The 12,878-nt window shown below is 41.1% G+C and carries 13 protein-coding genes; 2 read left to right on the top strand and 11 right to left on the bottom strand.

Annotated features, from left to right (window positions below; genetic code table 11):
- Positions 1-18: 18 nt before the first annotated feature.
- From WG943_RS00565 to WG943_RS00555, 3 genes are all read right to left on the bottom strand, one after another.
- A complete protein-coding gene (locus tag WG943_RS00565) occupies positions 19-480 on the bottom strand; it encodes a GbsR/MarR family transcriptional regulator (RefSeq protein ID WP_340406101.1) in 462 nt (153 codons plus the stop codon).
- A 189-nt stretch (positions 481-669) separates the two neighbouring features.
- On the bottom strand, positions 670-1,116 hold the full coding sequence (locus tag WG943_RS00560) for a hypothetical protein (protein ID WP_340406099.1): 447 nt from the start codon (positions 1,114-1,116) through the stop codon (positions 670-672).
- A gap of 317 nt (positions 1,117-1,433) precedes the next feature.
- Positions 1,434-2,462 carry an SDR family oxidoreductase gene (locus tag WG943_RS00555; RefSeq protein ID WP_340406097.1) on the bottom strand — a complete coding sequence of 343 codons (1,029 nt, stop codon included), beginning with the start codon at positions 2,460-2,462 and terminating at the stop codon, positions 1,434-1,436.
- A 164-nt stretch (positions 2,463-2,626) separates the two neighbouring features.
- Between WG943_RS00555 and WG943_RS00550 the strand changes: the two genes are divergently transcribed.
- Entirely contained in the window at positions 2,627-3,106 is a 480-nt protein-coding gene (locus tag WG943_RS00550; RefSeq protein ID WP_340406095.1) for a vitamin K epoxide reductase family protein, read from the top strand.
- 250 nt (positions 3,107-3,356) lie between these two features.
- Here the strand turns inward: WG943_RS00550 and WG943_RS00545 are convergent, their stop codons facing one another.
- The 5 genes from WG943_RS00545 to WG943_RS00525 all read right to left on the bottom strand — a co-directional run bounded on the left by WG943_RS00545 (position 3,357) and on the right by WG943_RS00525 (position 8,152).
- Positions 3,357-4,232, bottom strand: coding sequence for an NmrA family NAD(P)-binding protein (locus WG943_RS00545; protein ID WP_340406093.1), 876 nt, complete (start codon positions 4,230-4,232; stop codon positions 3,357-3,359).
- Between the two features lie 85 nt (positions 4,233-4,317).
- Positions 4,318-4,644 (bottom strand): hypothetical protein, encoded by a 327-nt coding sequence (locus WG943_RS00540; protein WP_340406092.1) that lies wholly within the window; start codon positions 4,642-4,644, stop codon positions 4,318-4,320.
- Positions 4,645-4,721: 77 nt separating this feature from the next.
- A complete protein-coding gene (locus WG943_RS00535) occupies positions 4,722-5,537 on the bottom strand; it encodes a hypothetical protein (RefSeq protein ID WP_340406091.1) in 816 nt (271 codons plus the stop codon).
- A gap of 190 nt (positions 5,538-5,727) precedes the next feature.
- Positions 5,728-7,263, bottom strand: a complete 1,536-nt coding sequence (locus WG943_RS00530; protein ID WP_340406089.1) for a TlpA family protein disulfide reductase — start codon at positions 7,261-7,263, stop codon at positions 5,728-5,730.
- A 259-nt stretch (positions 7,264-7,522) separates the two neighbouring features.
- On the bottom strand, positions 7,523-8,152 hold the full coding sequence (locus WG943_RS00525) for a hypothetical protein (RefSeq protein WP_340406087.1): 630 nt from the start codon (positions 8,150-8,152) through the stop codon (positions 7,523-7,525).
- 237 nt (positions 8,153-8,389) lie between these two features.
- On the opposite strand from WG943_RS00525, the gene WG943_RS00520 reads away from it, so the two are divergent.
- Complete coding sequence (locus tag WG943_RS00520) at positions 8,390-8,611, top strand: hypothetical protein (RefSeq protein WP_340406086.1); 222 nt, start codon at positions 8,390-8,392, stop codon at positions 8,609-8,611.
- 13 nt (positions 8,612-8,624) lie between these two features.
- Here the strand turns inward: WG943_RS00520 and WG943_RS00515 are convergent, their stop codons facing one another.
- From WG943_RS00515 to WG943_RS00505, 3 genes are all read right to left on the bottom strand, one after another.
- Positions 8,625-9,080, bottom strand: a complete 456-nt coding sequence (locus tag WG943_RS00515; RefSeq protein ID WP_340406085.1) for a DMT family transporter — start codon at positions 9,078-9,080, stop codon at positions 8,625-8,627.
- 163 nt (positions 9,081-9,243) lie between these two features.
- Positions 9,244-11,667: a TonB-dependent receptor domain-containing protein gene (locus WG943_RS00510; protein ID WP_340406084.1), complete on the bottom strand. Its 2,424-nt coding sequence runs from the start codon at positions 11,665-11,667 to the stop codon at positions 9,244-9,246.
- Between the two features lie 299 nt (positions 11,668-11,966).
- Positions 11,967-12,590, bottom strand: coding sequence for a DUF3347 domain-containing protein (locus WG943_RS00505; protein WP_340406083.1), 624 nt, complete (start codon positions 12,588-12,590; stop codon positions 11,967-11,969).
- Between the last annotated feature and the right edge of the window lie 288 nt (positions 12,591-12,878).

Below are 12,878 nucleotides of genomic sequence, written 5' to 3'. Positions count from 1 at the left end.
ACCAATTGGCTAAAAAAATTATTTACGGCTTTCTTCCCAACGCTGCAGCAACTTTGGTAGTTCAACGTGCAGGTACTTTAGAAAGTCTGCCAAATCTGAAATGCTCTGATTATACTCTGGGGTATCCTTGGTACGCTCTGCTACTACTTCCTGCAGTGTATTTGCGAAGTCGGTGATAGAGTCGATCTCCTTTGTTATCAAATCGCGCCATCTGCTAAGCTTCAACCTAAAGTAACGCTTACGATCGCCGCTGAAGGTTATATAATCTAAGCGGTTAAGTTGCTGCAGCAGGTTAAGAGCGTTGCTTGTAGCGCTTTTGCTGATGCACAGTGTTTCACGGATTTCGTCAAAAGTAAGCTCAGGTCTATCAGATACATACAGCAAACCAACAATACGGCCAGCTACGGGCTGTATCCCTGCTTTTTCCTGCATAATGCCTATGCGCTCTATTAAAGCTTTCTTCTGTTCTGATAAATTCATTCTGTACCTAATATTAATGTGTTCTGTAGTAAGAACAATGCAAATGTATGGAATAGTTCTTTTGGTTCAAAATTTACAGAACTAGAATTTTGGCATACATAATATGAGCTCAAATATAATGAAAATAGGATATATTGTTTCTGTGTATACCTCCTCTATCCAAACCATAGCTGAAATACTGAAGCTAAGTTAGTCCGGGCTTACAGTGCAGGAAAGATGAGGCAGTTTATAGTGCAGCAGTTGGGGCATTATCCAGGCTTTGGCTTCTTCTGTGGTATCAAAAAACTCTATGCCTACGCTCTTGCCATAAATGCGATAAGCTTTTTCTCTGAGTGATAAGCCGGGTAAAGGTGAGGTAGAACCCTGCGGACGTACAATGCCAATGTGCTTGAGGCGGCTTTGAGAAAGAATTAAAGCCAGTACTTCAGTTGTCCATTTAATGTCGTCGATGCTGAGATCGTTTAAACGAATGCTTTCGTGTATCCAGAGTGTGAGCTCATGATCGTGAATTACCTGTATCAGATGTTGCAGCCCTTTTCTGTACTGCTGGCTTTCTATGGGCTTAGTCCATTTGCTATACAAGAGCTTTTTAGATGTATCAAAGCCGTACAGGAGATAATCTAATTCATTTTTCATAGTAAGCTACAATAAACTAAAAGTATAGTTTGCACTAAGTATATATCTAAAATCCTTATCTAATAAGCAATTTCAAATGTATAAATTATTATTGTAAATTACTGCACTATAGGGTTTTAAACTTTTTTTAAATGCCATTGGTGCACGTAATGATCTAAAGTCAGTTTAAAAAGTTGTTACCTACCCCCGTAAGGGTGTTTAGTGTGAAATAAGCTGCAAAAGATATAGCTATAGTACTGTTTTACTTACTAGATGTTGAGTGTTCAAATTTTGTGCTATACTTTAATTAAAGTATAGCACAAAAAATAAGAGATTACTTAGTCTTCGTTATTGTTTAGCCACTTTTGGGCAGCAAGGGCACCCAGTACAACACCGCCAAGACTAAGGGCACCAGTCAATATTTTAAATTTATTTTTACTAGCCCAAAGTTGCGGACTTGAGTAAGTTGCCTCTGCATCGAAACCACCATGTGCCCCATGGTCTCCTGGAACAGGCTCCCAAAGGTTGTGTTTCCGGTTAAGGTCTTCTGGTACATTGGTTTGCTGGCCTTCGAAAGCAGTTTTAGCAAGTACATAATCGCCTAGTTCTGGGGCAATTTTATCTCCTACAATGGCTTGTACGGTAGGATAGCCTACATAAATTTCGCGGCGGTCGTGCTCGGCTGCAAAAAGTATGGCATCGGCTGCTACCTCAGGCTGGTAAATTTTACCCATCGGCTTAGGTTTGTTAGGGAGGCGGGTTTTTACAAAACCGAATTGTGTGGTGTTCATGGCGGGTAACTGTACCATGCATGTTCTTACCTTACTGTTATCGTGCATCAGTTCCGACCTAAGCGAGTCAAAAAAACCCTGTATGGCATGTTTTGCGCCACAATAAGCCGACTGTAACGGAATACCCCGATAAGCCAGTGCAGAACCTACCAGAATTATAGCGCCTTTGTTGCGTGGCAGCATCCTTTTAAGAGCTGAGAGCGTGCCGTATACCTGGCCCAGGTACGTTACTTCTGTTACCCGCTTATACTCTTCTGGCTGCATCTCTTTTATGGGACTGAAGACACTGTTCATGGCATTGTTTACCCAAACATCTATTTCGCCTAGTTCATTTTCAATTTTAGTCGCAGCATCTTCAACAGCCTGTGCATCGGCTACATCTACCTGTACATACACGGCTTTCCGTCCTAACTGCAGCACTTCTTTTTTAGCGCCCTCCAAGCCATCGATACCCCGGGCAAGCAGGCCTACATCGTAGCCTGCCTCGGCAAACTTACGGGCACAAGATCTGCCTAAGCCAGCTGATGCCCCGGTTATCACCACTACGCCTTTACTAGGGTTGTGTGTCGTTTCCATAGTTTATCTGTATGATTGTCAGTTTATTCTTAGCTCTTGTTACGCCTGTGCATTATAGTAAGTTTATAAAATACCTGTTTGGCACCTTTGTTTTAAGCAACAGAGCACAGCAACAACACCCGTGCATATTGTAGCGTAGGCTTTAAAACCAAAACACGAACGCTATGAAAACAGATAGAAGCATTATTAACAAAATTAGAAGAGACAGTAGTGAAGCTACGGAATACCGACGCGATATTGCGGCACTGGCGGCACTGGGGTTATTAGATTTCAGTTTGATTTCCCTTTTCCAGATGGGTAAGATAAAGCAGCTACCAGATTTACCGGGAAAGGTGTTTGACACACATAAAGTAAATACTGCTAAAGATGCGGTTATACTTGGCCTACCTGATGGTGTGATTAGCTTAGCAGGGTATACCGCCACCATGGCGTTAGCCATGGCAGCCATACGATTTAAAAAACAATCCAGAGTGCTTGATGTGGCAATGGGAGGGGTGGTACTAGGTCAGGCAGCCGGTGCGGCGCAGTATATGGTAAACATGACGGCTGTGCAGAAGAAAGCCTGCATTTACTGTATTGCCGGTGCCGTAATTAACTTTGCCGCTTTAGTACCACTAAGCAGGTTGTTTAAAAGACGAGGATAATAAGATGATGCAGGTTAGTTATACTTGTTATTAATGCTGCTGAGACTGCTGCTGTCTTGTGCATTGTACAAGTTTTATAATCTCCTTAATACAGTGCTTTATACGTTTTTATTTATGTTATTCAAGAGTATTTAACTCAGGGATAAATCTCTAAAATTTTTCTGTGCACATGCTTTTTTTATACTTTGGCCGAGTTCATTTTAAAACAGGTGGAAGACGAGCTGTGTCATGGACGAATGCTCTTTATATACTACAGATGTGGCTGCAGCAAATCTTTGTGCTTTTCTACAAATTCGACAAAACTGCTAGGCTTTTTGGAGGTAAGTTTCTCTACCCAATCTGATAGTTGAGGTGGTTTTTGAAAGCGCGGCAGGAAGTGCAGCATTATCATGACTAAGATATATTGAGAAGAGATACCTTCTTGTATTTTTGAGATATAGAAAGATAACAGGTTAGGGCTAATGTATGCTGTATTTCGTTCTAGTACATGGCTGAGGATATATGCCATTTCTCTGAAGTTCAGCTGTTCCTTATTGGTTAGGTCGTACGCTTTGTTTATGTGCGCTTCCGGCGAAGCCAAAATATGGGCTGCTACTAATCCAACATCTGCTACATCTATTAAATTGAATTTGGCCTCTCCTGCAGGTAGACAAATTCTATTCTTGTAAACCAGGTCGTGTTTTAACGTGGTCGTAAAATTCTGCATAAAATAGGCAGGCCTCAGAAAAGTATAGTTGATTCCGCTTTGCACAATTAGCTTTTCAATTTTATGATGCGGAATTAGAGAACTGGTTTCTGCTCCCTGTACTGATAGAAAAACGATGTGCTTCACACGCTCAGCTATTGCAATTTTTACAAGGGGTGCAAAGTATTTTTCTACATCAGATAGCTGAGGCGGACGAAGTAGAAAGATAATATCACACCCTTGGAATGCTTTTTTTATACTATACTCATCAGCAAAATTAAAGTATGTTGTATGGGTATCAAGTTGCCTAAATAAGCTGTTATCAGACTTTGCTTCTCTAAGACCAGCAACAACGCGATACGCTCCTTGCATTTTACTTAAGCTTTTAATTACCTCTATCCCTACATTACCTGTTGCGCCTGTTATGAGTATGTTTTGCATATAAAGTTTGAATGGTGTAGTGGGTGAGGCGTTTGGCTTCTGTTGGCAAAGCTAAAGTAAGGGTGTGGTTATAGCCTGTTTTGTTTTATCCTGGAACTTCTGGTACTTCAACTTTTAAATTTCCTTTGCCTTGGTTAAAAGTTACATTCAGAAATATCCACCATTGCTTATCTGAGTTATCATTTAAGTTTTCTAACCCTAGTGCTGAAATCGTCATAAACTCGTTGAACTTTGAGTGCAGTATAAAAATATCCTTTTCTTCAATTTCAATAGTAAGGCTTAAAGCTAGATCTGAGAAAAAAATAGAATTTATAATATACCCGCCGCTGTTTAAGATCATACTTTTCAGCTCATTGATTGCCTTATTCCTTTCTTGTTCTGTTACAGCTTGCCAGTTTAATTCTCTAATCACATTCAGATACTTTGTTAATTTTTTATAAACGGTTTTGCTATAGTGCGTTTATGCACTATAGGTCTTGTTACACTTATTTATTTTCTAGCTTTTTCAATGATTTGCTTTAGTGCTGGTTCTATTGCCATTGCATGTCCGTGACCAAAGGTTACCATCACCCGATCATAGTGATTAAAAGCTTGATCAATCTTTTCCAGAAGTACTATATCTCTTGCCTTTTTAGAAGTTCGTCCGATAGCGCAAAAATTGCAATCGCCGCCGTTCATGTAATCGAACTTCTCAAAGTTATCTTCATTGATTTCCAAGACAAAAGGGCGGCCCATTTTCTCTTGATACAGTTTCTTGAAATAGGCTATACTCTTCTCTTCTTCACTGAGTGGAAACCCAGGCTTAATAAACCAAGATTCAATTACCAGGCTGTAAAGTTCATTAAATGGTTTATTGCCATAAGCATTGTTTAAATATGGTACGACGAGCCTTTCTATCATGTAGTAGAGAAACAGGTCGTCCTTAGGGTGTTCTTTAAGAGTAAGGGTAAACTCAAGGCTGTCTGATATGTCGCCGTTCAACATCTGAATGTTTGCTTTATCAGATAAGTATTTGAGCAATCCAGTTTCACCTTTCTTGGCAATTGCGTCGTTTCTGGACTGAAAATTTACCGCTGCAGGTATTTGCCCGCCTTCATTGAAGGTGATTTGAGGCTGAAGCTCTTTAAAATACTTTTCTATTGTGGTGAACTCGGTGGACGTTGTATCACGGGTATGGCTACAACCAATGAACACTAATCGTTTGTTTCCCTTTTTTAAGTCGATAATATAGGGAGTTTCAATGCTTGAAAATTGCTGACCAACCGTAACGTAATCAACCATCTGGTACTCCTTGTCCTCAGGCATTTTCATAGACTTACATCCCAGAATAAGCGCAGAACATAATATGAATAGGTATATATGCTTCATTAATAATTAAGTGAACGGTATTCGTACATGAGGTGAGCGAGGCTTTCAGCCGCAGCTTTACTCATGTGCTTGGTTAGGCACAGTATTTCTTATTTCTTAGATCATTATCAATTCGCAATAGCTCGATTTACAGCAGGCCGTTAATCATCCCTTTCACTTCGTCTTTTCCAGGAAAGGCAGTGAATTTATTGATGAGTACCCCTTCTTTGTTGTATAGTAGATATGCCGGGATAGCCTCGAACTCAAACTGGTTCATGGTGTACTCCCACTGAGCGTCTGTCAGGTAATAATGCTCACTGCCTATTCCCTTAATTTTCTCTTCCCATCGCTCCCGAGGGGAGGACGTGTCTGTTAAATACACAAATACAACATCCTTATCATGAAATTCACCCTTTGTACTTCTGAATTCATTCATTGCTTTCAGGCAGGGACCACACCATGTTGCCCAAAGGTCAATTAAAACAACCTTGTTCTTGTGTTTGGCGACAATTGTTTCAATTACTTTGTCGGCCGAAACGGATGAGATGTCAATGACAACAGCAGGTGATTTGAATTTGTCTAATTCTACAACCTGCTGGTTTTTTCGAAACAGAATCTTTGCAATCTCGCCGTTTTTCCAATAATCTCTTATATGCTCTTTTTGCTTTTCGGTTAGCGGTCTTACTTCCTCAGTCAGCTGCCTGGCATAAGCATTGGCTGCTAGAACATCGTAGTACGGGTCATGGTTAAATCCGACTAAATCCGATAAAATAACCTTCACACTTGCCAGCCAGGAGGGAATATCGCTTTCTGCTATCTCAGGGAGACCTATTATTTCATTTTGGAGAATCTCTTTTTGAAAATTAGAAAATTCGAAGGCTTGCAGATATTGTGGATCGTTGAGCTTAAATTCTTTCAGGAAGCGATAATAGGTTCTGTCAATCTTTTGCAGATCAGGTTTATTGCTTCTGTCGCCAGTTATGTTTCCATAATTTTCAATCATTTCTTTATCATAATCAAAGACATGCTCTACATACATGTTTAGCAGAAAATCTTTGGACAGCACTTCTTTCAATTCCTTTGACAGTAATGTATCCTTATTTAAAATCTCAAGTCTTTCTGACAAAACAGTCTTCGTATGATTCAGAAAATAATTTGTGCTTTTATTATACAAAGGCTCCGGTGCCTTATCACGCCTACCAGAAGACATTTTAGGTATGAACGCTAAGCCTTGGATCATATCATGCTGAGTCATATTAGCAGGCGTAATGTCAATATTTTCCACTTCAAAATCGGAAGTATAAGTAATGTCGAGATTGGTAACACCACCGCTTGTCAATTTAGCATAAAGGGGCTTGTATGGATTTAAGCTTGAGTTTAAGGCAATCAGTGAAACAGCGGTTTCAACATCAACATCAACAGAGAACTTCCCCGACTGATCTACAAGCGCTTTATATTGACCATACCCTCCTGTGATTGGATGTGGAATAAACACATTTACATAAATGCTATCCTTGCTGGTGTCGTTCGGAATTGTTATGCTGCCTGTTAATGTAGCTGTACCTGCCACTATATTTGTTGTACCTGCTTCTATAGCAGTTGTATCCGTTACCCTGCTAACAGGCTGGTTACATGCTAGCAAGAACATAAGGCTGATTATGCCAAGGAGATTTGTTTTCATCATTTTAGACATCACTATTTTGATTTGAACTTGGCAGACCTCCCTCCAAGATCCGCTGGAATGAAATAATTATTTACATGAGGTTTGAACAAGCTGATGGTATAGCAATTATGCCTAACTACTGGATAAACGTAATAACATACTTTTATACCTCCAAATCTGGCGACTATACGTATGTTTACTTATGTTAAATATACCAAATTGAATATAAAAACAAAGCACCTTTAATAAGGTGCTTTGTTAGATTAAGCTGCACATTAAATTATTCTTCAACTTCTTCTAGGTGCACAAGGTATTTGGTTAACTTATCCCATTGCATTTCCTGAAATAGTGCCCAGCCTCCCTCTGCTACTAATGTGTTAAGTATGGCACGGCTGCCTGCTTCCTCGCCCTGGTTGTTTATACCTTCGTTTTTTCCAATCTCGTAGCCAATCAGCCTATTTCCATCGCGGGCAACTCTAAACGTACTGCTAGCTTCTTTTATAAAAAAATGCTCTACTTCTTCTTCATCTTCAGTTAGTTGCTTGGGCTTCTCGCTGGGGTGAACAGTAAACTCAGCCAGGTTATCAGAAATAGTAATGTCTGAAATCTGCACCCAGTTATCTATCGTAGAAGCTGGTAAAATGATTTCGATGTAAAAGCCTACTTCTGGCATAGGAGTACTGCTGGGTTGGCCACGGCGGTTGTAAAGCTTAAAAGTGGAGTTAATACCGTTCAACTCAGACCACCTGTTCACATCAAACAGCTTCGTTTTTGCGCGTTCAAACTCCTGTTTGGCAATTTGCTCATCAGCAAAGGTGTTTTCGTTAGTGTAAAGCTTGTCTTTGGTTTCCTCGCCTTGCACCACCTTTACCTCTTTTTTTACTTTGTTAAATATATCTTTTATCGACATAATTCTTTTTCCTTTCTATACTATAGGGTATGATAAAGGTACGAGTGGGGCTGGCAGATGTTAGCAGTATACCCTGTCATTCCGGCTATACTTTTGCAGTACCTGGCTGTAGTTATCGGCGAATGCACGTTGGCTGTAAGTACAGTGGCTAAGTTAACATACTGCTGTAGGTTGTTGGTTTTCAACTAAAAACACTATGGTTCGTTAATATTATATTTAGTAGTTACACTTTATACTATGGAAGATCTTGCTGTTGGATTAGGAATATTTGGGATAATAGTAGGCCTTATAGTACTCGTTATTTACATCTGGAGCATTATCTGGTCTTATAAGGATGCCGAAAGGCGAGGCAAGCCAGGGTTGCTGGTGGCTATTATTGTAGCGTTGCTGGCGTGGCCGCTTGGCTTATTAGTATGGCTTTTGGTGCGGCCAAACGACCGGTCTACCTACAACCCGTAAGAGAAGCTGTGTATTACTTTTTGTTGATCAGGTAGGTTCCGATAATCAGGGCAATTGCACCTAAGGCACGGGTAAGCGTAACAGAACTCTGCTTAACGCCCAGCAGCCCGAAATGATCCAGCAACAGGGCTGTGATTAACTGCCCAGCCACCACCATAGCCAGTAGGTTGGCTAAACTCATTCGCTGCACCGATACAATCATTACCACTATAAAAAACGCCCCCAATATACCACCGGTAAACTTGTACCAATCTGTAATTGCCAGTTGGTTTACAGAAGGTACCTGCTGCCGCGTAATTATCACCAGCAAGGTTAGTACAAGCGAACCGATCAGGAAAGAGATTAGGGCAGCCAGTAGCGGACTACTTACTAAAATTCTTAACTGCCCGTTTAAAGAGGTTTGCACTGCTACGGCAACTCCGGCCAGTAAAGGTAAAAACAGGATCCAGTTCAGGTTGGTTTGAGGCATAAATAAGATCACTTATCAAAGTATAAAGTTAAACCTAAAATCTGATTTAAAAGCGCTTTGGCGTGCAATTGAAATCTTGTGCTGCTAAAAGAGGAGGTAAGACATAAACAAAAAAAGACAGCGACCAACAGTCGCTGCCTTTTCACATCTATCTATTCTGTTATTAGTTGCCGGTTCTGTTAAGTTCTTCCAGGTTGTTGTTGCGCTTTTTAGCTTCAAACTTGCTGCCTTTATTAAAGCTGTAGCGTATATTAAATCTTAGGCTGCGAGAACCGCGGTACTGGTCTATGCCATTTACATTACCGTTCAGGTTGGTCTCTATTTCCATTTTGCGGCCTTTCAGAATATCGGTAGCATTTAATCCGATCGATAGTTTATCATCCAGCATACTATACTTTACGCCGGCATCTATCCACCACTGGTCTTGTATCTCGTAAAGTCCGAAAACCGCAGGGCTTTGATACCCACCATTTAACTCCAGCTTTACATTTTTCGGAAGCATAATGCTATGGTTACTTTGCACGATAGCTGTTACCTTATCTAATACAATTACATCTCCTTTAGATAAAGTGGTGTACTCTTGATACATGGTAACAAGGTTATTGTTGATTTGCCACTTATTAGAAGCTGTAATTGGGACTACCAAAGTTGCAGTGGCACTTTTTAGGTTTTTGACGTTTCGCTGCTGAAAAACAGTGGTATTATCCTCTGGGTTCTGCTCCGGCACCTCTGCCATAAAGTCTTTTGTGTGCGCATATCCCAGTATCAGGTTGTATTGCTGCTTAAACGTTTGAGTTAGCTCAACAGAATTTACATACTGTGGCTTAAGATCGGGATTGCCTTTGGCATAAGTATAAGGGTCGATGTAAAAGATAAAAGGATTTAGCGAAAAATAGCCTGGTCTGTTTATGCGGCGGCTGTACTTGTAGCCTATCTGGTAGTTGTCGCTTACTTTTTGCTGCAAAAATATACTCGGAAAAAAATCCAGGTAGTTACGATCATTCTTTTCGTTTTTAGTTACCAGTAGCCCTGTAGATATTGTCTGCTCTGCACGAAGGCCAGCCTGCATTGTCAGGTTTTTGCTTAATGAGGTGGAAACATTGGCGTATGCGGCATAGATATTTTCTTCGTATACAAAGTGGTTGCTTCTTTTAGGGTCATTGATGCGCTGGCCATCTGCTACTTCAAAAAACTGTAGCTCGTTATCAGATTTTACATAGCTTGCCTTTGCACCCAGTTCTACTTTTGCTTTGCCTATCGTTTTGCCAAAATCTACTTTTGCCGAGTAAATGTTATAGGCAATAGGGTTATCGCTTTGCAGAAATTCATACTTGGCAGGCTCACTGCGATCAAGGCGTTCAGATATGTTATTTATAAAAGCATTTGTCGTGCTGCTAATATTTACATAGTCCACGTCTGCTGATAAACTAGTGCCTAGGGTATCGAGTTTGCCGATGTAATGGAGGTTAAAAGTACCGTTCTTGTAGGCTTCTTCAGTAATGTTTTCTGCCTGAATATACTCATCTTTGCCGTTTCTGAGGTAAGAGTCTGAGGCGAAACTGCCGCTGTTTTCTCCAAAGTTTAAACGTGCCATTAAACCCACGCTGTGTCTGTCGTTTAAGTCGTAGTCTGTACCAAATCTCAGAGAAGGTTGTAAGCGCTCAGACTCCTCATAACCAGTTTGGTCTAACTTGCTCTTAATGCCGTTTTCAGTTACAAAGATTCGTGCCATCTCCGCATCACGGTACGTCATACGGCGAGCCAGATCTACGCTGCCAAAGGAGTTCCATCTACCTGTTTTATGATGTAGTTCGGCGCCTGTATTGTAGGTACTTAACCTGTTATACTGGTAATTGGCGTAAATATTTCCGTTCATACCGATCACCACTGCCTTTTTTAAGTTGATGTTGATGATGCCAGATGCGCCTTCTGCATCATACTTGGAAGATGGGTTTGTGATAATTTCCAGGTCTTTAATGTTTTCGGCTGTCATGCCCTGCAGCAGGTTCTGAAGTTCCTTACCGGATAGGAAAGACTGCTTGCCGTTGATCATGACCTGTACACCAGCCTTACCGTTTAGCTGTATGTTGCCATCCTGATCTATCCATACTCCTGGAGATTTTTCGAGCACTTCGTAGGCAGTGCTGCCACTAGAAAGAGCCGTACCTTCTACGCTTACCACCATTTTATCAGGGTGTGTGGTAACGGTAGGGCGCATAGCCTGCACCTGGACTTCTGCCAGCACTTTTGTATCGGATTTTACCTGCAGCTTACCAAAGTCTTTAGAAAAGCTTGGGCCGCTCACCTCAAAGGCAGAGCTCTGAAATTCGGTATAGCCCAGGCCACTGATCTTTAGTAGGTACTTGCCCGCCGCCGGTGCCTTGATCAGGAAGTTGCCATCCATGTCTGCAATGGCACCGGTAACCACTTTGGCAGTAGTTGCATCCAAAACAGCAACGTTTACAAAACCCGCCGGCTGCTGTTTTTCATCTAAAACAGCGCCAGTCAAAAATCCCTCGGATTGGGCCAACAAGGTTCTGCTGCCTAGCAACAGTAATAATGAGAATAGGAGATAAACTTTTTTCATAGTTTTATTTTGGTTCGTGTAATATTCGGTAATCTTGTGCTACAAATTTAGCTATAGTACTTTGTAATGCAAGGTACTGTTGGTAATTTTAGACTAACTCCTGTTTTTTGTCGCTTAATCCGGCCGGACCCTGGCCGAGATAGGAAATGCAGTCGCTAAAGGGACTACAGTGGAATAGATGGAGGAAGGGTAGTAATGGTTGCCTGGGTAGCATAAAATATTTAAGATGGGGGAGAGGTAAATAAAAAAAGCGGATAACCTATTGGTTACCCGCTTTATACAAACAACTAAATTGTCTTTTACTTTTTATACACTTCTTTGTTGCTTCCACAAGAAAGCATGGCATCGCCAAAGTATGGGTTACGGATTTCTTCGTTGTTGCTCACCCAGTAAGCACCTTTGTTGTTAAATGCCATAGGGCAATATTGATAGTATAAAGTACCATCGGCTGCATCAAAAGCCTTTGCCATAGAAAAAATAGACTCAGAAAGTGACTCCAGGTTTTCGCGCTGCACGGCCAGGTCTTCTGAACCAGCAATTTTGCCTGCACGATCCACCACTACGGCTGTGTGTTCTTCTGCATAAGCTTTCTCATCGGTGGTAAGCGTTGCAATTGGCATAGCTTTGGCAACTGTAAGTACTTCGTTGGCGGCAGTTTTTGCAGCAGCGGCATCAGAGGCTACTAAGGCTTCTGTCAGTTTCATATACTGGTCTACCAACTGCGCTACCTGTGTTTTTACTGGCTCTGCTACATTAGCGAAATCCGGTGTTTCTACTACAACTGTTCCGTCTGCCTGACTAGCCTCAGCATGGGCCATATCTTCTTGCTGCTCCGTTGCCTCTGTGTTTTCTGTTTTGTTCTCAGAGCAAGCCGAGAAAGTAAAAGCTGCGATTACAGCTGCTGCGAAAATTGTTTTTTTCATGTGTGTAGTTATTATTAGTAATTTATTTGATTCACTGTTATTAAAGTTACTATAGCCCCAATGGCGGCATATACTAGCCGTTTCAGCCATATTTTATACTTTGGTTCCGGCTCCTCGTCTCCGGTTCTGCAACAATCTTTCATCCGTCTTTGCTCTCTTTTTTGGTGCGGGTTTGAAGCCCGTACCTAAGTTTTTAACTAGGTTGAAATAGTTAACATATTTATTTTAACTCTGATTATCAGATGCTTAAACCCTTTTCTACCAAGATCATTTCAGGATGACAGTTAA

Origin of the sequence: Pontibacter sp. H249, assembly GCF_037892465.1 — a bacterium.
Classification (GTDB): domain Bacteria; phylum Bacteroidota; class Bacteroidia; order Cytophagales; family Hymenobacteraceae; genus Pontibacter.
Note: the sequence above shows the minus strand (reverse complement) of the source record. Positions and strands in the feature narration are given on the sequence as shown.